At 59.4% G+C, this 25,675-nt stretch carries 22 protein-coding genes, 1 tRNA gene and 1 pseudogene; 15 read left to right on the top strand and 9 right to left on the bottom strand.

Annotation, left to right across the window (positions count from 1 at the left end; translation table 11 throughout):
- Positions 1-64: 64 nt before the first annotated feature.
- The 12 genes from ruvA (at position 65) to HBO23_RS23090 (ending at position 8,900) form a co-directional block, all read left to right on the top strand.
- Entirely contained in the window at positions 65-676 is a 612-nt protein-coding gene (gene ruvA / locus HBO23_RS23145; protein ID WP_056858571.1) for a Holliday junction branch migration protein RuvA, read from the top strand.
- Positions 677-1,735: a Holliday junction branch migration DNA helicase RuvB gene (ruvB, locus tag HBO23_RS23140; protein WP_017139814.1), complete on the top strand. Its 1,059-nt coding sequence runs from the start codon at positions 677-679 to the stop codon at positions 1,733-1,735. It abuts the gene before it with no gap.
- A 139-nt stretch (positions 1,736-1,874) separates the two neighbouring features.
- Positions 1,875-2,330, top strand: a complete 456-nt coding sequence (gene ybgC / locus HBO23_RS23135; protein WP_015885610.1) for a tol-pal system-associated acyl-CoA thioesterase — start codon at positions 1,875-1,877, stop codon at positions 2,328-2,330.
- 1 nt (position 2,331) lies between these two features.
- On the top strand, positions 2,332-3,027 hold the full coding sequence (gene tolQ / locus HBO23_RS23130) for a protein TolQ (protein WP_003209819.1): 696 nt from the start codon (positions 2,332-2,334) through the stop codon (positions 3,025-3,027).
- A 23-nt stretch (positions 3,028-3,050) separates the two neighbouring features.
- The gene (gene tolR / locus HBO23_RS23125; protein WP_161630238.1) at positions 3,051-3,503 is read left to right on the top strand and encodes a protein TolR; all 453 of its coding nucleotides are present in this window, start codon (positions 3,051-3,053) and stop codon (positions 3,501-3,503) included.
- A complete protein-coding gene (tolA, locus tag HBO23_RS23120) occupies positions 3,503-4,576 on the top strand; it encodes a cell envelope integrity protein TolA (protein WP_017139816.1) in 1,074 nt (357 codons plus the stop codon). Before tolR ends, tolA begins: the two co-directional genes overlap by 1 nt.
- Positions 4,577-4,593: 17 nt before the next feature.
- Positions 4,594-5,874 (top strand): Tol-Pal system beta propeller repeat protein TolB, encoded by a 1,281-nt coding sequence (tolB, locus tag HBO23_RS23115; RefSeq protein ID WP_032865998.1) that lies wholly within the window; start codon positions 4,594-4,596, stop codon positions 5,872-5,874.
- Positions 5,875-5,929: 55 nt separating this feature from the next.
- Positions 5,930-6,430, top strand: a complete 501-nt coding sequence (gene pal, locus HBO23_RS23110) for a peptidoglycan-associated lipoprotein Pal (protein WP_003193861.1) — start codon at positions 5,930-5,932, stop codon at positions 6,428-6,430.
- A 6-nt stretch (positions 6,431-6,436) separates the two neighbouring features.
- Positions 6,437-7,270, top strand: coding sequence for a tol-pal system protein YbgF (gene ybgF, locus HBO23_RS23105; protein WP_017139818.1), 834 nt, complete (start codon positions 6,437-6,439; stop codon positions 7,268-7,270).
- Positions 7,271-7,434: 164 nt separating this feature from the next.
- Positions 7,435-8,082 carry a 7-carboxy-7-deazaguanine synthase QueE gene (gene queE, locus HBO23_RS23100; protein WP_017139819.1) on the top strand — a complete coding sequence of 216 codons (648 nt, stop codon included), beginning with the start codon at positions 7,435-7,437 and terminating at the stop codon, positions 8,080-8,082.
- A 1-nt stretch (position 8,083) separates the two neighbouring features.
- Positions 8,084-8,761 (top strand): 7-cyano-7-deazaguanine synthase QueC, encoded by a 678-nt coding sequence (gene queC, locus HBO23_RS23095; RefSeq protein ID WP_099549396.1) that lies wholly within the window; start codon positions 8,084-8,086, stop codon positions 8,759-8,761.
- A gap of 63 nt (positions 8,762-8,824) precedes the next feature.
- Positions 8,825-8,900 (top strand) — tRNA-Lys (locus HBO23_RS23090).
- A gap of 118 nt (positions 8,901-9,018) precedes the next feature.
- On the opposite strand, the gene pstB is transcribed toward HBO23_RS23090, so the two are convergent.
- The 6 genes from pstB to HBO23_RS23060 all read right to left on the bottom strand — a co-directional run bounded on the left by pstB (position 9,019) and on the right by HBO23_RS23060 (position 19,662).
- On the bottom strand, positions 9,019-9,798 hold the full coding sequence (pstB, locus tag HBO23_RS23085) for a phosphate ABC transporter ATP-binding protein PstB (protein ID WP_017139133.1): 780 nt from the start codon (positions 9,796-9,798) through the stop codon (positions 9,019-9,021).
- Positions 9,798-10,670, bottom strand: coding sequence for a phosphate ABC transporter permease PstA (gene pstA, locus HBO23_RS23080; protein ID WP_170039895.1), 873 nt, complete (start codon positions 10,668-10,670; stop codon positions 9,798-9,800). Before pstA ends, pstB begins: the two co-directional genes overlap by 1 nt.
- Positions 10,667-11,662, bottom strand: coding sequence for a phosphate ABC transporter permease subunit PstC (gene pstC / locus HBO23_RS23075; RefSeq protein WP_017139135.1), 996 nt, complete (start codon positions 11,660-11,662; stop codon positions 10,667-10,669). The genes pstA and pstC overlap by 4 nt, the downstream gene beginning before the upstream one ends.
- A 55-nt stretch (positions 11,663-11,717) precedes the next feature.
- Complete coding sequence (gene pstS, locus HBO23_RS23070; RefSeq protein WP_017139136.1) at positions 11,718-12,734, bottom strand: phosphate ABC transporter substrate-binding protein PstS; 1,017 nt, start codon at positions 12,732-12,734, stop codon at positions 11,718-11,720.
- Positions 12,735-12,906: 172 nt separating this feature from the next.
- Positions 12,907-17,826: a hemagglutinin repeat-containing protein gene (locus HBO23_RS23065; RefSeq protein ID WP_170039893.1), complete on the bottom strand. Its 4,920-nt coding sequence runs from the start codon at positions 17,824-17,826 to the stop codon at positions 12,907-12,909.
- 147 nt (positions 17,827-17,973) lie between these two features.
- Complete coding sequence (locus tag HBO23_RS23060) at positions 17,974-19,662, bottom strand: ShlB/FhaC/HecB family hemolysin secretion/activation protein (protein WP_186354765.1); 1,689 nt, start codon at positions 19,660-19,662, stop codon at positions 17,974-17,976.
- A 568-nt stretch (positions 19,663-20,230) separates the two neighbouring features.
- Between HBO23_RS23060 and HBO23_RS23055 the strand changes: the two genes are divergently transcribed.
- The 3 genes and pseudogenes from HBO23_RS23055 (at position 20,231) to nadA (ending at position 23,191) form a co-directional block, all read left to right on the top strand.
- On the top strand, positions 20,231-21,517 hold the full coding sequence (locus tag HBO23_RS23055) for an outer membrane protein transport protein (protein ID WP_017139139.1): 1,287 nt from the start codon (positions 20,231-20,233) through the stop codon (positions 21,515-21,517).
- 12 nt (positions 21,518-21,529) lie between these two features.
- Positions 21,530-21,895, top strand: a pseudogene (locus tag HBO23_RS23050) (lactate dehydrogenase); the annotation flags it as partial.
- Between the two features lie 237 nt (positions 21,896-22,132).
- Complete coding sequence (nadA, locus tag HBO23_RS23045; protein ID WP_017139141.1) at positions 22,133-23,191, top strand: quinolinate synthase NadA; 1,059 nt, start codon at positions 22,133-22,135, stop codon at positions 23,189-23,191.
- Positions 23,192-23,327: 136 nt separating this feature from the next.
- Here nadA and HBO23_RS23040 read toward each other — a convergent pair whose 3' ends face one another.
- The 3 genes from HBO23_RS23040 to gcvT form a co-directional block, all read right to left on the bottom strand.
- Complete coding sequence (locus HBO23_RS23040; RefSeq protein WP_099549400.1) at positions 23,328-23,816, bottom strand: RDD family protein; 489 nt, start codon at positions 23,814-23,816, stop codon at positions 23,328-23,330.
- 94 nt (positions 23,817-23,910) lie between these two features.
- Entirely contained in the window at positions 23,911-24,123 is a 213-nt protein-coding gene (locus HBO23_RS23035) for a cold-shock protein (RefSeq protein WP_017139143.1), read from the bottom strand.
- 391 nt (positions 24,124-24,514) lie between these two features.
- Positions 24,515-25,639, bottom strand: a complete 1,125-nt coding sequence (gene gcvT, locus HBO23_RS23030; protein ID WP_170039889.1) for a glycine cleavage system aminomethyltransferase GcvT — start codon at positions 25,637-25,639, stop codon at positions 24,515-24,517.
- Positions 25,640-25,675 lie beyond the last annotated feature (36 nt).

Below are 25,675 nucleotides of genomic sequence, written 5' to 3'. Positions count from 1 at the left end.
CATCAGCGCAATCGTTATTTCCGGTCAGGCCGTGCTCTGACCCCAAGCTTTAAGGATCTGAACCGTGATTGGACGCTTGCGCGGCACCCTGGCTGAGAAACAGCCGCCGCACCTGATTCTGGATGTAAATGGGTTGGGGTATGAGCTGGAAGTGCCCATGACCACCTTGTATCGCTTGCCGTCGATCGGTGAGCCGATAACATTGCACACGCATTTGGTGGTGCGCGAAGACGCGCAATTGCTCTATGGTTTCATTGGCAAGCGCGACCGCGACTTCTTCCGTGAGCTGATTCGCCTCAATGGCGTGGGACCAAAGCTGGCGCTGGCGTTGATGTCGAGCCTGGAAGTGGACGAGTTGGTACGCGCAGTTTCGGCCCAGGACACGTCAGCGTTAACCAAGGTGCCTGGTGTCGGCAAGAAAACCGCCGAGCGCCTGCTGGTCGAACTCAAGGACCGTTTCAAGGCCTGGGAAGTGGTGCCGAACATGTTCGCGCTGGTACCGAATCAGCCGGACATGCCGGCCGGCCAGGTCGCCAGTGCCGAAAGCGATGCCGTGAGCGCGCTGATCTCCCTGGGCTACAAGCCCCAGGAGGCGAGCAAAGCCGTATCGGCCATCAAGGACAAGAACCTGAGCAGCGAAGACATGATCCGCCGAGCCCTGAAGGGAATGATTTAAGTGATTGAAGCTGATCGTCTGATCGCGGCCACCGGCCCGCGCGACCGTGAAGAAGTCCAGGACCGCGCCATCCGCCCCGTCAGCCTTGCCGACTATATCGGCCAGCCGACCGTGCGCGAGCAGATGGAGCTGTTTATCCAGGCTGCGCGTGGGCGCAACGAGTCCCTCGATCACACGTTGATCTTCGGCCCGCCAGGCCTGGGCAAGACCACCCTGGCGATGATCATCGCCCAGGAGATGGGCGTGTCGATCAAGTCCACCTCCGGCCCGGTGCTGGAGCGTCCGGGTGACCTGGCCGCGCTGTTGACCAACCTTGAACCGCACGACGTGCTGTTTATCGACGAGATTCACCGGCTGTCGCCGATCGTCGAGGAAGTGCTGTACCCGGCCATGGAAGACTTCCAGCTCGACATCATGATCGGTGAAGGCCCGGCGGCCCGCTCGATCAAGCTCGACCTGCCGCCGTTCACGCTGGTCGGCGCCACCACACGCGCCGGGATGCTGACCAATCCGCTGCGAGACCGTTTCGGCATTGTTCAACGTCTAGAGTTCTATAGCACTGCCGATCTTGCGACGATTGTCAGCCGTTCGGCGGGCATCCTGGGGTTGCCACTGGACCCGGAAGGCGCGTTCGAAATCGCTCGCCGCGCCCGTGGTACGCCGCGTATCGCCAATCGCTTGCTGCGTCGTGTGCGCGATTTTGCCGAAGTGCGGGCCAAGGGGCATATCACCAAGGCCGTGGCGGATTTGGCCTTGAACCTGCTGGATGTGGACGAGCACGGCTTCGACCACCAGGATCGACGTCTACTCTTGACCATGATCGAGAAGTTCGACGGCGGCCCGGTCGGTGTGGACAGCCTGGCAGCGGCGATCAGTGAGGAGCGCCATACCATTGAGGATGTGCTGGAGCCGTACCTGATCCAACAGGGTTACATCATGCGTACGCCAAGGGGCCGCGTGGTCACGCGCCACGCCTATTTGCACTTCGGGTTAAACATTCCGTCACGATTGGGCGAGATGCCTGTAGTAGACGAATTCCTCGATGCAGTGGACGATTAAAAACACCACGCCAGACGATTTATCTGAAGTTTGTGCTGTCCTAGTGGCTGGTGTCGTCATTCAGTCGTTAGAAATGCTGAATAGAATGCAAAAACAGTTGCCCAGCCGGATTGGCAACCTGAGGAGTAAGCACTAGAGTATGCGCGCGCAAAACGGGGATCAGTCGTTCGCACATCGCTGTCGCGTTTATTACGAGGACACCGATGCCGGCGGCATCGTTTATTACGTTAACTACCTCAAGTTCATGGAGCGGGCTCGAACCGAGCGGCTACGGGAGCTGGGCTTTGCCCAATCCCAGCTGGCAGGGGAGGACCTGTTATTCGTCGTGCATTCCAGCGAGGCGCGCTACCACGCACCGGCGCGACTGGACGACGAATTGCTGGTCAGCGCTGAAGTTATCGAATTGAACCGTGTCAGCCTGCGCTTTAAACAGCAGGTCAGGCGGGCAACGGATGCAACGCTGCTCTGTGAGGGGCAGTTCCTGGTGGCTTGTGTGCGCACCAATAGTTTGAAACCCCGGGCCATTCCCGAAGCTCTACGTGCGGCCTTTGCCGACGTAAGCGGCGCGGGTAAACAATCAAAGCAGGAGATTTAGCGTGGAACCTACCGTCGTCGACCATTCCTCCATGTGGAGCCTGGTCAGCAATGCCAGTGTTGTGGTTCAACTGGTGATGCTGGTCCTGGTAGCCGCATCGGTTACCTCTTGGGTCATGATTTTTCAGCGCAGCAACCTGCTGCGTGCCGGTCGACGTGCCCTGGAGAGCTTCGAGGAGCGCTTCTGGTCGGGTATCGACCTGTCCAAGCTGTACCGTCAGGCCGGTAGCAACCCGGACCCGGATTCGGGCGTAGAGCAGATCTTCCGCGCCGGTTTCAAGGAATTCTCGCGCCTGCGCCAGCAACCGGGTGTTGACCCGGAAGCGGTCATGGAAGGCGTGGCCCGTGCCATGCGCGTTGCCATCTCCCGCGAAGAAGAAAAACTTGAACAAAGCTTGCCGTTCCTCGCCACCGTCGGTTCCGTGAGCCCGTACATCGGCCTGTTCGGTACCGTGTGGGGCATCATGAACTCCTTCCGTGGCCTGGCCCAGGCGCAACAAGCGACCCTGGCCACCGTGGCCCCGGGTATCGCCGAGGCGTTGATCGCCACCGCGATCGGCCTGTTCGCCGCTATTCCCGCAGTAATTGCTTACAACCGTTTTGCCGCTCGTGGCGAAACCTTGATCAGCCGTTACTACACCTTCGCCGATGAATTCCAGGCGATCCTGCACCGTAAAGTGCACACCAGCGAAGAATAAGCAGGTAATTTCCAATGGCTTTAATCGCTCGAGCTCGCAAAAAGCGCAAGCCGGTCGCCGAGATGAACGTAGTGCCTTACATCGACGTGATGCTGGTGCTGCTGGTTATCTTCATGGTGACCGCGCCGATGCTCAATCAGGGCGTGAAGGTTGATCTGCCCAAGGTTTCCAGCGAAGCCTTGCCGCAAGACAACAACACCCAGGTCCTGACCATTTCGATCAAGGCTGACAAGACCTATTACTGGAACCTTGGCAGCGAAGTCGACACCCAGAAACAGCAGGACAAGGCCATGACCTTGCCGCAGATGACGGACGCCGTGACCAAGATCATCCGGTCCGGCAACGAAGGCGGCAAGCACACGCAAGTGTTCATTCGCGGCGACAAAGTGGTCGACTATGGTTCCGTCATGGGCGCCATGGGCGGGCTGCAGAAGGCCGGCGTGGGTAACGTTGGCTTGATTACCGAGGCGCCCTGATGCAGCAACAGCGAGAGCCGTCCGCCTCGGAAAGCTACTTCTGGCCTAGCGTCTGGGCAATTGCCCTGCACGTCCTGGTGTTTGGCATGCTGTTCGTCAGCTTTGCCATGACCCCGGACCTGCCGCCAGCCAAGCCGATCGTGCAGGCGACCCTGTATCAGCTGAAATCGAAAAGTCAGGCCACCACCCAGACCAATCAAAAGATTGCGGGTGAGGCCCAGAAGTCGGCTGCGCGCCAGACCGAAGTCGAGCAGATGGAACAGAAGAAGGTCGAGCAGGAAGCGGTGAAGGCTGCTGCGGAACAAAAGAAAGAAGAGGCTGCTCAAAAGGCCGAGGAATCGAAAAAGGCTGATGAAGCCAAGAAAGCTGACGAGGCCAAAAAGGCTGATGAAGCCAAAAAAGCCGATAAAGCTGCCGAAGCTAAAAAGGCTGAAGAGAAACAATTGGCTGATATAGCCAAGAAGAAGTCTGAAGAAGAAGCCAAAAAAGCTGCCGAAGAAGAGGCCAAGAAAAAGGCCGCTGAAGACGCCAAGAAGAAGATAGTCGAAGACGCGAAGAAGAAAGCCGCCGAAGACGCCAAGAAAAAAGCTGAAGCAGACGAGGCGAAGAAGAAAGTCGCCGACGACGCGAAGAAGAAAGCTGCCGCCGACGCCAGCAAGAAAAAGGCCCAGGAAGCAGCGCGTAAATCCGCCGAAGAGAAAAAGGCCCAGGCCTTGGCAGATTTGCTCTCCGACACGCCGCAGCGTCAGCAAGCCTTGGCCGATGAACGTGGCGATGAAGTCGCGGGCAGTTTCGACGACCTGATTCGGGCACGGGCAGCGGAGGGTTGGACACGTCCACCTTCGGCACGTAAAGGCATGACAGTAGTGCTGCAGATCGGCATGTTGCCGGACGGTACGGTGACTTCGGTCAGCGTGTCCAAGTCCAGTGGTGACGGTTCGTTCGACAGTTCGGCGGTTGCCGCGGTCAAGAACATTGGCCGGTTGACCGAGATGCAGGGAATGAAACCAAGCGACTTCGCTCCCTATCGTTCATTCAAGATGACATTCACACCTGAGGATCTAGCCTTGTGAGAAACCTTCTTCGAGGAATGCTTGTCGTTATTTGCTGTATGGCAGGGATAGCGGCGGCGGATGAAAAGAACATTCTGGTCACCAGCGGTAGCGATCGGGCCACCCCGATCGCGGTAGTACCGTTCGGTTGGCAGGGCGGCAGCGTGCTGCCGGACGACATGGCCCAGATCGTCAGCGACGACCTGCGCAACTCCGGCTACTACGCGCCTATTCCAAAGGGCAACATGATCAGCCAGCCGACCCAGGCCAGCGAAGTCATTTTCCGTGACTGGAAAGCGGTAGGCGCCCAGTACCTGATGGTCGGCAGCATTACGCCGGCCGGTGGTCGCCTGCAAATCCAGTACACGTTGTTCAACGTGGCCACCGAGCAGCAGGTCTTGACCGGCAGCGTATCGGGCACCGCCGAACAACTGCGGGACATGGCGCACTACATCTCGGACCAGTCGTTTGAAAAACTCACCGGTATCAAGGGTGCGTTCTCGACACGTCTGCTTTATGTAACGGCTGAGCGTTTCTCCGTAGACAACACGCGTTACACCTTGCAGCGTTCGGACTACGACGGCGCCCGCGCCGTGACCTTGCTGCAGTCGCGTGAGCCAATCCTGTCGCCGCGCTTCGCGCCGGACGGCAAGCGTATTGCCTATGTGTCGTTCGAACAGCGCCGCCCGCGCATTTTCGTGCAGCACATCGATACGGGTCGTCGTGAGCAGATCACCAACTTTGAAGGCCTCAACGGTGCCCCTGCGTGGTCGCCGGATGGTTCGCGCCTGGCGTTCGTACTGTCCAAGGACGGCAACCCGGACATTTACGTGATGAACATGGCTTCGCGCCAGATCAGCCGTGTAACCAGTGGCCCGGGCATCAATACCGAACCTTTCTGGGGTAAGGATGGTTCGACCATCTACTTCACCTCCGACCGTGGCGGCAAGCCTCAAATCTACAAAACAAGCGTAGGTGGCGGTGGCGCGGAACGCGTGACCTTTATTGGTAACTACAATGCCAACCCTAAGCTTTCGGCCGATGAAAAGACGTTGGTGATGATTCACCGTCAGGATGGTTTCACTAATTTCCGGGTTGCGGCCCAGGATTTGCAGCGTGGAACGGTAAAAATCCTCACAGATACCAACCTTGATGAGTCAGCCACTGTTGCGCCCAACGGCACCATGGTAATCTACGCCACCCGCCAGCAGGGCCGGGGAGTCTTGATGCTCGTGTCCATTAATGGACGCGTAAGGCTCCCGCTTCCTACCGCACAAGGCGAAGTCAGAGAACCATCCTGGTCCCCTTACCTGAACTGACGCGGCGCTACAAAAAGAATTGCTTAACACACTGGGGTTCATTAGGAGTTTCACGATGGAAATGCTGAAGTTTGGTAAGTTTGCTGCTCTGGCTCTGGCTCTGTCCGTAGCCGTTGGTTGCTCGTCTAAAGGCGGCGACAATGCCGGTGAAGGCGCAGCTGTTGATCCAAACGCTGGTTACGGCGCTAACACTGGTGCAGTTGACGGCTCCCTGAGCGAAGAAGCTGCTCTGCGCGCTATCACCACTTTCTACTTCGAATACGACAGTTCTGACCTGAAGCCAGAAGCCATGCGCGCTCTGGACGTTCACGCGAAGGACCTGAAAGCTAACGGCGCTCGCGTTGTTCTGGAAGGTAACACTGACGCCCGTGGTACTCGTGAGTACAACATGGCACTGGGCGAGCGTCGTGCGAAAGCCGTTCAACGCTACCTGGTACTGCAAGGTGTTGCTCCAGGCCAACTGGAACTGGTTTCCTACGGTAAAGAGCGTCCAGTTGCAACTGGCAACGACGAACAGTCGTGGGCTCAAAACCGTCGCGTCGAACTGCGTAAGTAATTCGTCATGCGAACGTGCCGTCGTGCTCTAACTGTATTGGCTCTCAGCCTCGCACCGCTTGCGGTGTGGGCTGCGGTTCCTGTGGAAGATAGCAACTCTGGCTATAACAATAGCGGGAGCAGTTATCCGCCAGCGGGTTATGGCACGAACGGCGCCTATGCTGGGGGACCGGCAACTGCCGCTCCCTCGGCACAGGGCGAACTGTTCAACCAGCTGCAACGTATGCAGGATCAATTGTCGCAGCAACAAGGCACCATTGAGATCTTGCAGAACCAAGTGAACCAGCTGAAGCAAGAAGGCCTGGAGCGTTACCAGGATCTTGATCGACGCATTGGAGCCGGCGTAACACCTGCCGCAACTCCTGATAATTCTTCTGCCGGTGGCGCGCCAAGCGCTGCCGCCGGTGGTGCAGCAGCAGGCGCAGCGGCTAGCCAAGCGCCTGCTGCCAGCAGCGAACCGGGTGATCCGGCCAAGGAAAAGCTGTATTACGACGCAGCTTTTGACCTGATCAAAGCCAAGGATTTCGATAAGGCCAGCCAGGCCTTTACCGCATTCCTGCGCAAATACCCTAACAGCCAATACGCGGGCAATGCCCAGTACTGGCTGGGTGAGGTGAACCTGGCAAAGGGTGATTTGCAAGCGGCAGGCCAGGCATTTGCCAAGGTCAGCCAGCTGTACCCAAAGCATGCCAAGGTGCCTGACTCGCTGTATAAACTGGCTGATGTAGAACGCCGCCTGGGTCACACCGACAAGGTCAAAGGCATTTTGCAACAGGTGGTTGCCCAATATCCGGGTACCTCCGCAGCCCAGTTGGCCCAGCGGGATCTGCAGCGCTTGTAAGCGATACAACCCGTTTAGAAGAAACCCGCGCCTGGCGCGGGTTTTTTCGTTAGAATCCACGCCCTTTTATGAAACACGCTTTTTGGGGCCTACGCGTTGGCGGGGTTCCTTGAAGTGCCTGACGGAGGCGGACAGCCTGTTTAGCTGTTACGCCCGTGGCGACTATGCAAGACACATTACGTATTACCGAAGTTTTTTACTCGTTACAGGGTGAAACGCGTACCGCTGGCCTGCCTACCGTATTTGTACGGTTGACCGGCTGCCCGTTGCGTTGCCAATACTGTGACAGCGCCTACGCCTTCAGCGGTGGCACCGTGCGCACCCTCGACGACATCATCGAGCAGGTTGCCGGCTTCAAGCCGCGCTACGTCTGTGTGACCGGTGGTGAGCCCCTGGCCCAGCCGAATGCCATCCCGTTGCTCAAGCGGCTGTGTGACGCTGGCTATGAGGTTTCACTGGAAACCAGCGGCGCCCTGGATATCTCCGCGGTTGACGCGCGCGTGAGCCGGGTGGTCGACCTCAAGACCCCGGGCTCCAAGGAAGCGCACCGCAACCTCTACGACAACATGGATTTGCTGACGGCCAACGATCAGGTCAAGTTCGTGATTTGTTCGCGGGATGACTATGACTGGGCGGCCTCCAAGCTGATCCAGTACAACCTCGACCGCCGTGCCGGCGAGGTGTTGTTCTCGCCGAGCCACCATGACCTCAACGCCCGCGACCTGGCCGATTGGGTCGTGGCGGACAACCTGCCGGTGCGCCTGCAATTGCAGTTGCACAAATACCTGTGGAACGACGAGCCGGGGCGCTGACATGACCGAGCAAAAGCGCGCGGTCATCCTGCTCTCTGGCGGTCTGGATTCCGCCACGCTGGTGGCCATGGTCCGCGCCCAAGGCTACAGCTGCTACACCCTGAGTTTCGACTACGGCCAACGCCACCGCGCCGAGCTGCACGCCGCCGAGCGTGTTGCCCGTGAGCTGGGCGTGGTCGAGCACAAGGTGATCGGCCTCAACCTCAACGGCATCGGCGGCTCGGCCCTGACGGACAGCAGCATCAATGTGCCTGAAGCGCCCAGCGAAGGCATTCCGTTGACCTACGTGCCGGCGCGCAACACCGTATTCCTGTCCCTCGCGCTTGGCTGGGCCGAAGTATTGAAAGCCCGCGACATCTTCATTGGCGTTAATGCCCTCGACTACAACGGCTACCCGGACTGCCGTCCGGAATACGTCGAGGCATTCGAACGCATGGCCAACCTGGCGACCAAGGCCGGAGTGGAAGGGCAGGGATTCCGCATTCAGGCGCCGCTGCAGAACATGAGCAAGGCAGACATCGTGAAGGCTGGCGTAGGACTGGGCGTCGATTACGCGCTGACAGTTTCCTGCTACCAGGCAGACGATTCCGGTCGTGCCTGTGGGAAATGTGACGCTTGCAGACTGAGAGCAGAAGGCTTCAAAAACGCCGCAATTGCGGACCCAACGCGTTATTTCTGATTTATTTAAAATAAGGTGTTGAATAATCCTTAGAAATCAGTATTATACGCGCCACCACACAGCGGGTCGTTAGCTCAGTTGGTAGAGCAGTTGGCTTTTAACCAATTGGTCGTAGGTTCGAATCCCACACGACCCACCATTTTTGGCGGTTTAGAAAATCCGGAAGGCCCACGCAAGTGAGGATTTCCGGGTTTTTTTTTGCCTGCAATTTGGCGCTGGTAAAAAACCGCCTCCAAGAGACGGCTCGTTGCCCGGCCTTAGCCAAACCGCCCCGTAATATAGTCCTCCGTCTGCTTCATCTTCGGCGTGGTAAAGATCTGATCGGTCTTGCCATGCTCAATCAATTCCCCCATGAACATAAACGCGGTGCTGTCCGACACCCGCGCGGCCTGCTGCATGTTGTGGGTCACGATGATCACCGTGTACTGCGCCTTCAATTCCGTAATCAACTGTTCGATACGCCCGGTGGAAATCGGGTCGAGGGCGGAGGTTGGTTCGTCCAGTAGCAGCACCTGCGGGCGCAGCGCGATGGTGCGGGCGATGCACAGCCGTTGTTGCTGGCCGCCGGAGAGGCTCTGGGCGCTCTGGTTGAGTTTGTCTTTGACTTCATCCCACAGCGCACCGCCGCGCAGGGCCTGTTCGACGCGGTCGTTCATTTCGCGGCGCGAGAGTTTTTCGTGGTGACGCACCGCGTAGGCGATGTTGTCGTAGATCGACATCGGAAACGGTACCGGCTTCTGGAACACCATGCCTACGTGGCTGCGCAGGCGGTTCATCGAGTAGCCGGGGGCGAGGATGTTTTCGCCATTGAGCAGCACTTCGCCGCGCGCTTCCTGCTTGGGGTACATCGAGTAGATGCGGTTGAACACCCGCAGCATGGTGGATTTGCCGCAGCCCGAAGGCCCGATGATGGCGGTAATGCGCTTTTCCGGAATATCCATGTTGATGGATTTGAGCGAGCGTTGGTTGTTGTAGAAGAACTCCAACCCACGCACCTGGATTTTGGTTTTGTCGGGAGCAATGCCGGTGGCGTCCATCAGTGAGACCTATTGCGTAAAAGAATCAGGCGGGATGCCAGGCTGAGTACCAGCACGAACAACGTCAGGACCAATGCGCCGGCCCAGGCAAGTGCATGCCAGTCGTCGAACGGGCTCATGGCGTACTGAAAAATAACCACGGGCACGCTGGCGATCGGCTTGAGCAGGTTGCTGCTCCAGAACTGATTGCCAAAGGCGGTGAACAGCAGTGGCGCGGTTTCCCCGGTGATGCGCGCCAGGGCAAGCAGGATGCCGGTGACTACGCCGGCCTTGGCCGCCCGCAGCACGATTTGCAGCGTCAGCTTCCACTGCGGTACACCGAGTGCCAGGGCCGCCTCGCGCATGGTGGAGGGTTGCAACTGGAGCATTTCATCGGTGGTGCGCACCACCACCGGAATCACCAGCAGCGCCAGCGCCAGCGCACCGGCGATGGCAGAGAAGCCGACCTGATGATTGGTCAGCAGGTTCAGCGGCAGGATAACCCCGGTGTAGATGAATAAACCCAGCACAATCGAGGGGGCGGACAGCAGGATGTCATTGATGAAACGCACCGTAGTCCCCAGGCGCGAGTGGCGTGCGAACTCTGCCAGCCAGATGCCGGCCATCAGCCCGATGGGCGTACCGATCACCAACGCGATAGCCGACATCAACGCGCTGCCATAAAACGCATTGGCCAGGCCGCCCTCGGTGCCGGGCGGTGGGGTCATCTGGGTAAACAGGCGCAGGTTCAGGGCCTGGAAGCCGTTGATAATGGTGGTCAGCAGAATCCACGTCAGCCACAGCAAGCCAAAGGCGGTGGCGCCGCAACTGAGGAACATGGCCACGCCATTTTTAAATGCGCGTTTGCGATACAGGCGTTCGTTGGCGTTCATAACCCTTCCTTGCGCGACAGGCGCATCAGCAGCAGTCGCGCGAGCGCGAGCACGACGAAGGTCACGATAAACAGCAGGAAACCCAAGGCAATCAGCGCAGAGCGATGCAGGTCGGTGTAGGCCTCGCTGAATTCGTTGGCGATGACCGAGGCGATGGAACTGCTGGGCATCAGCAACGAGGCGGAAAACTGTTGTGCGTTACCCAATACGAAGGTCACCGCCATGGTCTCGCCAAGGGCGCGGCCCAGGCCGAGGAAGATACCGCCGACCACCGCCGAGCGGGTGTAAGGCAGAACAATGTCCCACACCACTTCCCACGTCGTGCTGCCCAAGGCGTAGGCGGATTCTTTCAACTGCGTGGGCACGCTGCGAAACACCTCATGCATCACCGAGGTGATAAACGGCATGATCATCACCGCCAGCACAATGCCGGCGGTGAGCATGCCGATTCCCAGTGGCGGCCCCTGGAACAGCGAGCCAACAAAGGGCAGGGCGCCCAGGTAGTCATTGATCAACGGCGACAGGTGTTCGGCCATGAAAGGCCCGAACACAAACAAACCCCACATGCCATAGATGATCGACGGGATACCGGCCAGCAGCTCAATCGCCGAGGCCACCGGCATTTTCAGCCAGGGCGGTGCAACTTCAGTCAGAAAAATCGCGATGCCGAAACTCACCGGAACGGCAATCAGCAAGGCGAGAAAGGAGGTGACCAAGGTGCCGTAAATCGGCACCACGGCACCAAAGTGGTTATTGACGGCATCCCACTCGGTGCTGGTGATGAAACCGAAACCAAACGTCTTGAACGCCAGCCCGCCGCCCCACAGGGTCGAGGCGGCAATGGCGCCCAGCAGCGCCAGTACCAGCATGGCGGCACCGAACATCGAGCGTTTGAACCACAGGTCGTGGCGTTGATCGCGGGCGGCGCGGCGGTCGCCCCCGGTGTCGCTCGCGTGAGTAGTCATAACCAGGGTGTGGACCGTGTCGTTCATATCAGAGGTGCTCAGCGCCTTCCTCAGTTATCGAGGAAGGCGGTCGTAGGGCGAATCAGTGGGCGAAGTCAGACTTCCAGTAATCTTCGATTCGCGACACCAGGGAGCCCGGCAATGCGACGTAGTCCAGGGCCGCAGCCTGTTCCTGGCCTTTTTCCAGCGACCACTTGAAGAAGTTGAACGCCGCCTGGCTTTGCTCGGCATTCTTGGGCTGCTTGTACATGATGATCCAGGTGGTGGCCGTGATCGGCCATGCGCCTTCACCTGGGGCGTTGGTCATGATCAGGTTGAAGTCTTTGGCACTGGCCCAGTCGGCGGTGTCGGCGGCGGCCTGGAACGCCTTGGCGTTAGGCTCGACGAACTTGCCGGACGCGTTCTTCAGTGAGGCAAAGGTCATTTTGTTCTGCAGGGCGTAGGCGTATTCCACAAAGCCGATCGAGTTCTTGATCTGCTTCACGTAGGCCGAAACGCCTTCGTTGCCCTTGCCGCCCACACCGACCGGCCACGGTACGGTGGTGCCGAAACCAATCTTGGTTTTCCAGCTGTCGCTGACTTTGGCCAGGTAGTTGGTGAAGTTATACGAGGTGCCGGAGCCGTCCGAACGGTGCACCACGGTGATGTTTGCGCTTGGCAACTTCACACCAGGGTTGAGCGCGGCGATGGCAGGGTCGTTCCAGGCCTTGATGTCACCGAGGAAGATCTTTGCCAGGGTGTCGCCGTCGAGTTTCAGCTGGCCTGCGGCCACGCCTTCGACGTTCATCACCGGCACGATGCCGCCGATCACGCTGGGAAACTGACCCAGGCCGCCGGCTTTGAGATCGTCGGCCGACAGTGGTGCGTCAGAGGCGCCGAAGTCAACGGTGGCTGCCTTGATCTGGGCGATGCCACCGCCGGAGCCGATCGACTGATAGTTGATGCGGTTGCTGGAGTTCTTGCTGTAGTCCTGCGACCACTTGGACAGCACCGGGTAGACGAAGCTGGAGCCGGCACCGGTAACGTCGGTGGCGTGGGCCATGCCGCTCAGGCACAGGGCGCTCAACAATACAGACAGACTTTTTTTAGTCGGCAACATCACGACAACACCTCAAGGTAAGGGGTAAGTGGGTAGGCCCACCTGTCTAAGACGTGACGATTTAATTCCTGATATGTTGCTGTTTAATGACGGTTTGGCTTTATGAAGAAACATTTAGAAATGTTTGCCTGGGTGGCAGCGAGCATGGCTGCTGTCACCCAGGCGATGCTACTTAGCTGCCTTTCTGGTCAATCCCCGCCTGTAATTCCTGCTGGTCACTGTGCCCGCCGACCCGCAGCGGCCCAAGGTTGAAAGCCTGATCCTTGCGTGTGGCGTCGTCCTGTTTCTGGGTCAGTTCGTCCTTGGCGCCCAGCGCCAGGTTGACCGGCGATTTCGACAGGTTCAGCCCGACATCGGCGCGATAGTCGCTGCCTGCCAACGTCGTCGCCGTCACTTTGGAACCGCCCAACTCAACCTTGCCGCTTTCGGCGCTGATCCGCGCGCCAGTCAGCCGTGTGTCGCCAGCCACTTCAAGGTTTACGCCCTGAGCACCGCGAATGCCCGAGGCCTGATTAACGCTGTCTTTCACCACGTGGCTGACGTCCAGGTTCAGCGTCGGCGTGTAGCTGGTGTTGCCGCTCTTGTCACCGAACAGTACGTTTTGCGCGGTATCGGCCACCTTGCTGCCGGCGGTGTCCTTGCCGCTGACGGTGTAGCTGTCGCTGGTTTTTGGCCAGACTTTGTCCTTGAAGCTGGACAGGCGCGTGCCCAGTGCATCTTTCTTGTCCGCGAGGTAGGTCTTGGCCTGGTCCACGCGGGTGCCAAAGGCGCCACGGGGTTCAGGATTCACCTCGTAGCTGCCACTGCGGCTGAGCTTTTCGCCCAGGCGCTCCTTGGCGTTGATCACGCTGTCCTTGGCCGAAGCGAGGTGCTCGGTGCCTTTGTCGACGGCGTTTTCCAACTTCTCCCGATGCTTGTCGAACGCGCCCTCGGCCTTGGCTTGCACCTTGTCCTTGAGCGGGCCGGTGGTCTTGGCGAGCTTGTTGACCACGCCGGGTTGGTTTTTTTCGACATCAAGCTTGGCGTCGACGTTGACCTTAGTGCTGCTGACGTGATCTTTGCGGCTCTCGACCACAAGATCCCCGCCGACGTTGCCGCTGACCTGATCCGCCTCTATCCGCGCACCCGCCAGATGGGTATCACCGGCACTGTTGATGGCTACGCTATCGGCCTTGATCAGGCTGTCGTGCTGGGTGGTGCCTTGCACGTGGTCCACATCGACCTTGGCGCGGGCATTGATGCCCAGCTGGGTCTTGGGTGTGTCGTGTTCACCGGCGTCGACCCGTGTTGTTTTACCGCCGCTGCCACCCGCGCCGAGGGTCACGCCCCAGCTGTTGTGAGCCTGGGTGGATTGCGCCGACTCTTGCAGGATGCCGCCGTTTTGCGCATCGAGGGTGACCGTTTTGGCGGCAATCTGCGTACCTTGCAGATGGAGATCATCGGCGCTGGAGAGGCTCACGTTGCCCTTGCTGTGCAACTGCCCGACAACCACGCCCTGATCGTTTTCCGCCACCTTGCCGATATTGAAGTTGGCACTCAGGCTGCCAGTCTTGGCGCTGCTGTCGGCGCCACTGGTTTTTCCGGCACCGACGCTCAGGCCGCCGCCGAGGTTGCTGCCATTGCTGACATGCGTATTGGTGGCCGCTTGCAGGTCCAGCTTGCCGCCGGCATTCAGGCTGATATCACCGTTGCTGGCGATCTGCGTGCCTTGCAGGGTCATGTCGGCGCCGCTGCTGAGCTTGATCGGCCCGCTGCCTTGAAGCGTCGCCACTCGCGCCTGGCTGTCTTGGGTGGCCAGCTGCTTGTTATCCAGTTGCACACCAGCACCGAGGTTGACGTTGGTACCGTTGGTGCCCGGTGCGGTGCCCACGGTCAATGAACCATTACCGCGCAGGCTGTTGCTGGTTGTGCTTTGCGTGTCGCTGGCCTGATCAAGCGCCAACTCGCCACCGGCCTTGAGGTTGACACCCGCCTGGCCACCGTTGAACTGGCTACCCGCGTAATGCGCATCGCCCTTGGCCGTGATGTTCACGCCCTGAGTGCCCGCGTAGCTGCCGACCACCGCCGTGCTGCTGGCTTCGCGCACATCGCTGCTGCCGCCTGCGCCGCTGCCGCGCACGTTCACGTCTTCACCGGTGGTGGTGTAGACCCGCACGCCTGCCTTGGCGTCCACGCTTTGTTCGCTGCTGCTGTGGGTGTTGGCTGCGGCGCTGGCGATATGCTCGCCGGCATCGATCTTCAGCCCGCCATCGGTGGCGCGGTACTGAGTGCCTTCATCCTGCAACTTACCGGCGACATCCACCTGCACCGTGGCGCCACTGAACTGGCTGACCACCGCCGTGCTGTCCTGCTGGGTGCGGGTCTTGTTGGTGTGACCGACTTCCACGTCCAGCCCGACATTCGGCTGCTCGAAAGCATCGAGCAAACCGGGTTGATGGAATTTGGCCTGGGCCACACCTTCGACGGCTTTTTCGATGGGTCGGGTGATGCCTTTGTATTCAACATTGACGCCGACATCGGCGCTCCAACCGTTTTCCTTGTGGGTACTGGTCTGGCTGTTGTGCGCCGCCTGGTTATCGACGGTGCCGGCGTTGACCTGCAATTCGGAGCCTGCTTTGACCTGCGCGCCCTGGCTGGTGAGGGTGTTGCCGGCGTTGATGGTCAACTTGCCAGCCGCTGCCACGTTGCTGGTTTGCGCGGTGGTGTTGCTGCTGTTGTCGTGGCTGCTTTGATGGCTGAACTGTGCGCCGTTGCCAGCCTTGTCCAGACCGCCGGTGTAGTACACGCCACCGCCGGTGGTGGTTTTGTCGGTGGTGTTGCGCGTGCTGTTATCGGTCGCCAGCAACTCGACGTTTTTGCCGCTCAAAATTGCATCGCCCTGGGTGGCTTGGACGCCGGAACCCTTGATGCTCACATTGCCATCGGCGGTGACCGCCACGCTGGCGCCGCTGAGGCTGGAAGCTTGTTGTTTTGTGGTGTCGGTCTTGCTGGTTTGCTGCTGGTCCTCAAAGCTCACGCCAGCGCGGTACTGGCGGGTGCCTTCGGCGTTTTCCTTGGCGTAGCCATCGAAACCACGGGTGTGAGTGGTGGTGGTGTCGTGTGTGGTGTTGTCAGCCGAAGCGATCTTGATATCGCCCTTGGCGTCCGCCTGTAATTTACCGGCGGCCGACACCTGAGAGCCACTGACTTGAATGTCCTTGGCGCTTTGCAGCTTGAGGTTGCTGTCCGAGCGCAGGTTGCTGGCCACGACAGTGCTGTCCTTGAGTTGCTTGCGGCTTTCATCCTTGGAAATGCCGAAGAACTTGCTGTCGTTGCTGTAGCTATTGTCGTGGGAGGTGTCTTTTACGCCGTCGATCACCAGCGAGCCTTTGTCGCTGATCACGCTGGCCTGCTTGCCGCCACGCGCCTGGCTGCCGCTGATGCGCACGTCGTCGGCCTTGACGAGCAGTTTGCCGTCGGCGTTGACCTTGCTGCCGGTGTTCAAGGTTTTGCCCTTGTCGCCGTCGCCGCTCTTGCCAAAGAAGCTGCCGCCGGTCAGGTCGCCGGAGTAAGCGTTGTCGCGGCTTACCTGGGTGCGGCTGGCGCTGCTGATCTCCACTTGGCGGCCGGCCAATTGAATATCGCCGGGTGTTTTCAGTTCGGCGCCTTGCAATTGCAGTTTCTGCTGGCTGGTCAGCTCCAGCGTTTTGCCGGCCTTGAGGCTGCTGGTGACGCTGCGTTGCTCGCTGGAAGATTTATCCCAGTTGGCTTTCCACAGATGTTTGCGATGGTTGCCCTGATCCCGGGTTTCATGGGTTTCAGTCGCGGCGTTCACCAGCAGGTCGGCGCCGCTGTTGACACGTAAGGCATTGCCCGCTTCGACTTGGCTGGCCTTGATCTCGGCCTTGGCGCCGGAAGACAGCGTTGCATCCTGCTGCGCTACGACCTTGTTACCGTGCTGGCGCGAGTCTTTATCAGTGGTGGTGCGGTCGTAGGTTTCGTAGGTGAACAGGAAGTTGCTGTTGTCCCACTGTTCACGTTTTTCCTGGAGTTTGCGGCTTTCCAGGCTACTGAGGGTCAGGTTGCGACCGGCGTCGAGCTTGACGTTGCGCCCACTGACGTCGGTGGCGGCCAGGTTCAAATCCTTGGCGCTGTGCAAGTCCACATCGCCATGCTGGCTTCGCACACCGGCACGGGTGGCGTCCAGGCTGTTGGCGTGGACCTGGCCGCCGATGTCGAGGTCGCCGGCCGAGCTGACGTTGACCCCGTCACGACCTTCTACCTGCACCGCGCCTACGCGCACGCCAGCACCTTCGGCCGTGCTGATGATGTTGATGCGTCCGGCCTGCATCGCCCCAAACAGGCTGGCGTCGATGCGCTGGTCCTGGGTCTTGCTGGCCGGGTCGACCTGGCGCACTTGGCCACTGGCGAAGTCGACCTGGTTGCGGCCTGCGGTGAGGTTCAGTTGATCGCGGGCACTCAAGCGCCCGTCGCTGTCGATGCGCGGCGCGATCAGGTTGATCGAGCCCGCGCGGTTTTGCAGGCCTTGGCCGTGCACCGTCAGTTGGCCGCTTGCGTCGCGGGTGTTCAAGGCTTGCAGCTTGCCGTCATTGAGTTCGGGGCGGCCCACCACCAGGTTGGCGTTCGGGGTGTTGATGAAGCTCCCGCCATTCACCGAAATACCGTTGGGGTTGGCCAACACATAATCGGCCGCCTTACCGAAAATCTCTTGGGCGCCGTTTAAGGTCGAGGCGTTGCGGCTGATCACTTCGTTGAGGATCACGCTCGCCGCCTGGCCCTGGAACTGCGGGTTCGCCGCCAGTTGCCCGGCGAGTTGCGACTGGCCGGCCTGCAGGGCGTTGTTCAGCACCACGCCTTGACGGTCGACGTTGTAGTCCAGGAACTGGTTATGGGACAGGCCGCCGGCATTCGGTGCGACGATATTGACGATGGGCACGCCCTGCTGGTTTTGCAGTTGCGGTATCCCGCCAGGCCCTTCGACCACGGTGATGCCGGCGGCCAGTACCAGTTGCGGCAGCAGGAACAGGCTGGCGATGGCCCAGCGCAGTTTGCCCTGGGGTGAAAGGTGAAACGTGTGGGTGTCAGTCGGCATAAGTAAGTTCGCTCTATGTTGGCTGAGCCGCCTCGTGCGTTGTTCGTTGCAACGCTACTGGGGTGGTCAGGTACGGCGGTTGTTTCAGGCTAATCGGGTGTTGGTTTAAATCTGCACGCTCATATCTGCACGCTCATATCTGCACACTCATATCTGCAAGCTAAGGCGCGTCAGCCAGACCTCCGGCTCCTGGCCAAAGCCTGTTGGCGTGTGCAAATTGCGTTGGTAATCGACGTCGAGCTGCACGTTCTTCCAGCTCAGGTTGAGCCCGGCACTCGCGCCGCTCAGGCGTTGGCCCGGGGCGCCGTGTTCGCGCTTGACCCAACCGTTGTCCAGGCCCAGGCGCGGGGTGATTTTTACCGGAAGGTCGCTGTTGAGCGGCAGGCGCAAGGTGTTGCGCCACACCGCACCGATGGCGCCCGAGGCACTGTTTTCGCGGTAGCCACGCACAGCCGAATCGTCGGTGCCCAGCAGTTGCTCAATGGCAGGCAAACGGTCCGGGCTGTATTGCGCAGACAGCTGGCTCTGCCACTGCCAGGGTTGCGTGCGCCATTGGCCGTTGCGCCATTGAGTGAGGTTGGCGCGGTATTTGTGAAACTGCGCCTGGGGCAGGTTTTTCTGCACTTGGTCAGCGTCGCGATCAGCGCCGAACCAGGTCAGGCCCTGGGCGTAATTGACGTCCAGGTTCCACACCGCGCTGTTGAGCCAGAACAGGTTCAAACCGGCCTCGGCCACGCTCAGCGTTGGGCTCTGGATGCCCAAGCGGACCTTTTGCAGGTAGCTGTCGACGTCCTTGTAGGCCAGTTGCAGGTTGGCGCTGAGTTGATGGCCCTGGTCGCGCCACAACACGCGGTCGGTGCGCAGGCTGATCTGATCGGTACGGCCGCTGTTGTACAGCGTGGTGTTGCTGACCTTGAGCGGTGAGCGGTATTCGGCATGGCTGGCGAACAGGCTGTAGGTCCAGTAGCCGTAGGGGATCGAATAAAACAGGCTGTTGCTGCGGCTGTAACGCGGGCCGTGGTTGAGCGTGTCGCTGAAGCTCAGGTTGAGTGAATCGTTGAGCTGCAGCGGGCTGTCCAGGCTCAGGCTGATGGCGTTGCGATCACGCCCGGTGCCGGCGCTGCCAAGGTTATCCACTCCCAGGCCCAACCCCCAACGTGAGGCGCTACTGCGCGAACGCAGGATGATGCGCGAGGCACCAGGTTCACGGCCAGGGGCGATATCCGCGGTGAGGTCCACCGAGCGCAGGCGGTTGAGCTGGTCCAGGCCTTGCTCCAGGTCGCGCAGGTTCAGTGGCTTGCCGAGCAGCCCGGGGAAGGCGCCGGCCAGGGACACGGGCAAGCTTTGGTCGGCCAGTTCGATGGCTTCCAGGTAGCCTTCTTCGACATGGATATCCAGCGGTTGCCCGGCAGCCGGGGTGCTGATCAGGTACGGGCGGCTGGCGATATAACCGGCCTCGACGTACAGGCGAGTGATCTCGGCCAGCAGGCGGTTGATCTGGGTGACGCCCATGCACGGGGCGACATAGGGCTCGATGTGTTTATTCATCTCGGCCCTGCTGAACAGCGTGACACCGGCCAGGCGTGTGCCGCTCAGCGGCCAGCAGCGTTCATCTTTGACATTGTCTGCTGGCACAGTGGGGGCGGCCGTCGGTGTGCCGAAGCTGCCTTTCTGGAGCTGGCGCTGGCGTTGCTCCAGCTGTAATTGCTGCAGGTCGCGCTGCTGTTGTTGCTGCAAACGCAGGGCTTCCTGGCCTGGCTGCGGGCCGTCGGCGGCGGACGCGGGCAGCGCGCACACGCAGAGCAGGGCGATACCCAATGGGTGGAGATGGCACAAGCGTTTGAGTGAGGGCAGGTTCGGCACTCGACATCCTTAACGTAGAAATACACACGATTCATGCCCCGGAGCCAAACCGTGAGCTCGGGGGGCTTGCCGCTCTTGAGTCATGATTAAACGGATTGTTACATCGTCTGTAGGATTTATTACATAAAACGTGAGGAATGCCGCGTTATTCAGCAAATAAATGCACAAAATCAGTGCAAATTGACTGGTGGGGGCTATCAGGTCCCTGAATTTACGGGGTGGGTATGTGGATCAGGCGATGTGGGAGGGTTTTGATTGTTGCAGCAAGATGACTTAATCGGCGTGTTTATAGAGATGCACGCATCCCATGTCGTCAACGTGGCTATCGAGGGGTATTTGCGTTCAAATTGACAGCTTTACGACGATGAAACCAGGCAGTCACGATCCGGTTAAAAAGTCATAAAAAGACACGGAAAATCAGGCGAAGTCTTTGAAAATCCTGAGATTGTCCGACAATCAAAAGCATGAAAAACTCTTCATAAACGCCCCGCTCGAACGTTGGTAGTTTCCCCAGCGCTGCCCAATAATTCGAGTCCTAATAATGAATAACAAAACTCTTAAAAGCGCCTTGGCGCTCTCCATTTCGCTCGCCTCCACACACCTGTTCGCCGGTGGTTTTGCCCTCAATGAGCAAAGTGTCAGCTCAATGGGTACAGGCTACGCCGGGCGTTCTTCCTCGGCGGATGACGCCAGCACGGTGTTCGGTAACCCGGCCGGCATGTCGCGCATCAAGCACAATGAAGTCAGCATCGGCGCCACCTACCTCGATGCCAAATCCAACATCAAGGACGCCAGTTCCTCTCAAGGCGGTGTCGACAATCCTGGCACCAACAAAGGCGATATGGTCCCCGGCATTGCCGTGCCGATGGGTTACCTGGTGACGCCGATCGATGAACACTGGGCCTTTGGCCTGGGGGTCTACGCGCCGTTCGGTCTGGTGACCGACTATGAACACGGGTTCCAGGGCAATGGCTTTGGTAACAAAAGCAAGATTCAGGTCATCACCGTGCAGCCGACGGTCAGCTATGCGTTCAACGACAAGGTCTCGGTAGGTTTCGGCCCGACCTTCAACAAAATCAGCGGCGAGCTGGACTCCAAAGTCCCGGCGTTTGGCTTGGGCACCGAGACGGCCAAGATCAAGGGTGACGACACCGCGATGGGCTTCAACGCCGGTATCCTGGTGCAGGCTCTGGACAGCACCCGCGTCGGCGTCACCTACCACTCGCAAGTGGTCTATCACCTGAGCGGCCATACCAACGCCTCCGGCGTGCTCTCCGATGTGCTGGACGGCGGGGCGCAAAAGTATGACGCCAAGCTGAATGTCACCACGCCGTCGTCCGTGGACTTCTCGGTCACGCACCAACTGACCGACGCCTTGACCCTCTACGTGGGTAGCACCTACACGCGCTGGAGCCAGTTGAAGAAGATCACGGTCAACAACGCCGGCGTGTCGGACATTACCGCTGAGCTGGCCGGCCTGGGCTCCATCACCGAAGAGCAGCATTGGCACGACACCTGGTCCCACGCGATAGGCCTGTCGTACCAGCTCAACAAGCAGTTGGTGCTGCGTACCGGCTTCTCGGTGGACCAGACGCCAACCAACAACACCGACCGTTCGGTGCGTATTCCGACGGGCGACCGCACCGTCTTCAGCCTCGGTGCCGGCTGGACGCCTGTGGATAACCTGACCTTTGACGTGGCCTATTCCTACCTCAAGGAAGAGCCGATCAAGGTGCGCGACAACAACCCACAGCTGGCGCTCACCTACGACGCCAAATATGAAAACAGCGCCAATGGGTTCGGTGGTTCGGTCACTTATCGCTTCTGACCTGGGCAGTACGGCAAACCGCCGATCTTTGACGGCAGCCGCGAATCGCAGAATTACCTGTATGTGCAAGTCCTGGACAAGGCCAGCAGCACCGCCAGCTTTGCCTATAAGGACGGCCAGTTGACCCATGCCTCGGTCACGCAGTCGGCCTCCCAGAACACCCACACGCAGAAGTAGGTGATGGCTAACCTGGTGGAAGACACCGTGGTGCTCAAGGAAGGTTCATCCAAGCGTGATTACCTGGCGCTGCTTGAGCACGCGGCCAAGGAAAGCAAAAAGTCCAAGGATGCGCTGGAGCAGTCGACGTTGAAAAATGCCCTGGCGACGATGCATGACGCGGTCATGTTGCAGGACGACCCGGATGTGTTGATGCGCTGATGCTCGACGTGATCAAAACGGGAAGGCTCAGTGATGAGCCTTCCCGTTTTTTTTTGCCCGCTCAGCGTACCGCGCAATCCCATATTAGGCTTTTGAATCGATTCGATATTCTGTAGCCTTGCGCAGCTTTACCCGTGCTTGATGAACACAATCACTTCGTCCGGCGGCGCCCGAAGGGCTCCAGAGCCGGTGGTACACTCGACTTTCGCGCTTACCGCGCTTGCAGGTCTTGCGAACATGACGCAAATTTCCGAACGCCTACTGGTTCAAGCCCACCTCGACGCCAAGCAGCCCAAGGCCCTGAGCGCCGATGAAGAGGCGAGCCTGCGCAGCGCCATCGCCGCCGAGCTCAAGGCTCAGGACGCGGTGCTGGTTGCCCACTTCTATTGCGACCCGGTGATTCAGGCCCTGGCCGAAGAAACCGGTGGCTGCGTGTCCGACTCCCTGGAAATGGCCCGCTTTGGCGCTGCCCACCCGGCCAAGACTGTGTTGGTGGCCGGTGTACGTTTCATGGGCGAGACCGCCAAAATCCTCACCCCCGAAAAACGCATCCTCATGCCCACCCTGGAAGCCACCTGCTCCCTGGACCTGGGCTGCCCGGTGGAGGAGTTTTCAGCGTTCTGCGACCAGCACCCCGAGCGCACGGTGGTGGTTTACGCCAACACTTCGGCGGCGGTCAAAGCCCGTGCCGACTGGGTTGTTACCTCCAGCTGCGCGCTGGAAATCGTCGAAAGCCTGATGGACAACGGCGAGACGATTATCTGGGGCCCGGACAAGCACCTGGGTACTTACATTCAGCGCCAGACTGGCGCAGACATGTTGCTCTGGGACGGCGCGTGCATCGTCCATGAAGAGTTCAAGTCCAAGCAGCTTGAAGACATGAAGGCGCTGTACCCGGATGCTGCGATCCTGGTGCACCCGGAGTCGCCGACGGCGGTGATTGAATTGGCTGACGCGGTGGGTTCCACCAGCCAACTGATTGCCGCAGCCCAGCGCTTGCCGAACAAGACCTTTATCGTCGCCACCGACCGCGGCATCTTCTACAAGATGCAGCAGTTGTGCCCGGACAAAGTCTTCGTTGAGGCACCGACCGCTGGCAACGGCGCGGCCTGCCGCAGTTGCGCGCACTGCCCGTGGATGGCGATGAATACGCTGGAGCGCACGCTGCAGTGTTTGCGTGAGGGCAGTAATGAGATCTTCGTCGAGCCATCGGTGATCCCGCACGCCGTGCGCCCGCTCAAACGCATGTTGGACTTTACCCAGGCTGCGCGCCTCAAGCTGGCTGGCAACGCCTGACCTGAAGTTGAACACATAAACAAAATGTGGGAGCTGGCTTGCCTGCGATAGCGGTTTATCAGTCAATGCTGCTGTGACTGAACGATCGCCATCGCAGGCAAGCCAGCTCCCACACTTGATCTCTAGTGTTCTTGGGTTACTTTTTCTGCTTTGGAATGTGCACCAGCTGCGTATCCGAGTAGATGTCATGCCAGCTGCGCTTGCGCTTATCAAACACCGACCAGACAAACCCCAACCCCACGCACAACCACGATGCAATCGCCACCACAAAGCGCAGCAGCGCCTGCCATAGGCTGATGCGCGAGCCGTCTGCGTTCTGCACGCGCACGCCCCACACCTGCATGCCCAATGTCTGCCCCGAATGGGTCCAGAACTTGGCGAAGAAACCAAACAGCACAAAAAACAGGATCGTCGACAGCAGCGGGTCGCCGTCCAGCGCGCCGGACTCGGTGAGCGTGCGCATCCTGGCTTCGCCGATAAACGCCATCCACACCAGCTTGTAGATAAACGCGGTGACGATCAGCAGGGCGGTGCACAACAGGAAGTCATAGAACATCGCTGCCAGACGACGGCCCAGGCCAACGGCGGGGAATTCGCCTTGGGGGCTCAACAAAGGTTTGGGCATGGCCGTCTCTCTTGAGAAAAAAGCCATTTTACGAGCAAACGCACATAAAAAAGCCCCTGATGTCACCATCAGGGGCTTTTTGTCGCAGTAAGGATCAGCCTTCTGCTTGTACTTCGTCAGCCTGCATGCCTTTCTGGCCTTGCACGGCGATGAAAGACACTTTCTGGCCTTCTTTCAGGCTCTTGAAGCCATTGCCCTGAATAGCGCGGAAATGCACGAACAGATCCGGACCGCTTTCTGGAGTGATAAAACCAAACCCTTTCTCGTCGTTAAACCACTTGACGGTACCGCTCTGACGATTCGACATTTCTTATTTCCTTTGACGCTAAAAATTAATGACAGCCCCTTTCACATGAAAGAGTACTGGGCTGGGTTGCAGGAAAGTAAGAGACGTCGAACGGGTTGTAGCAAACTTATGGCTACTGCCCAGGTCCAGGTTCAAAGCGACCCATGCAAACACAGTGGCTAAACTCTACGTCAACTAATATGGAAAAAACAAGCCCCGGAGAATCCCCAGGTTTTGCTCGGCCATATGACACTTCGCTGACTAAAAGTGGATCCCACATATTCGATAGCGTTGCTCACTTGTTATAGGTTTGCGCCTATTAAAATGACTATCGTCAATGCACTCTTTTATGGCGGTTGCGTTACAAATTAGTGCGCGTTAACGCAACCGCGTTACTTATAGGAACAGTCAATCAGCCACGGTAGTAACGTTGCGGTACAAATGGCATTTTACTTACACGTAGTGGCACCTTTTTCCCACGTACCAACGCAGACACTTCGGTGTCCAGTGCGACAAATGCGCTGTCCAGGTAACCCATGGCCAATGGGCCGCCCAGTGTCGGGCCAAAACCGCCGCTGCACACGCTGCCGATCACCGTGCCGTGTTCGTCGACGATTTCTGCGCCTTCACGCACCGGGGTCCGTTCCTGTGGCAGCAGGCCCACGCGCTTGCGGCTTACGCCGGCTTGTTGCTGGGTGAAGATGCGGTCAGCGCCCGGGAAGCCGCCAGCACGCGCGCCATCGGCACGACGGGCCTTGGAGATCGCCCAGAGCAGGCTGGCTTCGATCGGCGTGGTTTCGGTGTTCATGTCATGGCCATACAGGCACAGGCCGGCTTCCAGGCGCAGGGAATCGCGGGCGCCCAGGCCGATGGCTTGAACTTCGGTTTCGGCGAGCAGGCTGCGCGCCAGGCTCTCGGCATTGGCCGCCGGTACGGAGATCTCAAAACCGTCTTCGCCGGTGTAACCCGAGCGGCTCACGTAGCACTCCACGCCCAGCAGGCGCAGGGTGGCGAACTGCATGAAAGTCATCTTGGTCACTTCCGGCGCCAGGCGCGCCAGCACTTTCACTGCCTCCGGGCCTTGCAAGGCCAGCAGGGCGCGCTCTTCGAACAGCGGTTCGATGCTGCACTGCTCGCCAATGTGTTTGCGCAGGTGGGCCAGGTCCTGGTCCTTGCAGGCTGCGTTGACCACCAGGAACAGCTCGTCGTTGCCCAGGTTGGCCACCATCAGGTCATCAAGGATGCCGCCCTGGTCGTTGGTGAACATGGCGTAGCGCTGCAAGCCGACTGGCAGGTCGATGATGTCGACCGGCACCAGGGTTTCCAGGGCCTTGGCGGCGTTGGCGCCGGTCAGGCGGATCTGGCCCATGTGGGACACGTCGAACAACCCGGCTTGATCACGGGTGTGCAGGTGTTCCTTCATCACGCCCAGCGGGTATTGCACCGGCATGTCGTAGCCGGCGAAGGGCACCATGCGCGCGCCCAACTCGATGTGCAGCGCGTGCAATGGGGTTTTCAACAGGGTTTCGGTGGACATGTTCAGCTCCTGAAAAACGTGCGGACGCGCTGGTGG

Source organism: Pseudomonas sp. WS 5532, from assembly GCF_012985445.1.
Classification (GTDB): Bacteria; Pseudomonadota; Gammaproteobacteria; order Pseudomonadales; family Pseudomonadaceae; genus Aquipseudomonas; species Aquipseudomonas edaphica.
The sequence above is the reverse complement of the archived record's forward strand: the minus strand, read 5'-3'. Positions and strand labels throughout refer to the sequence as shown.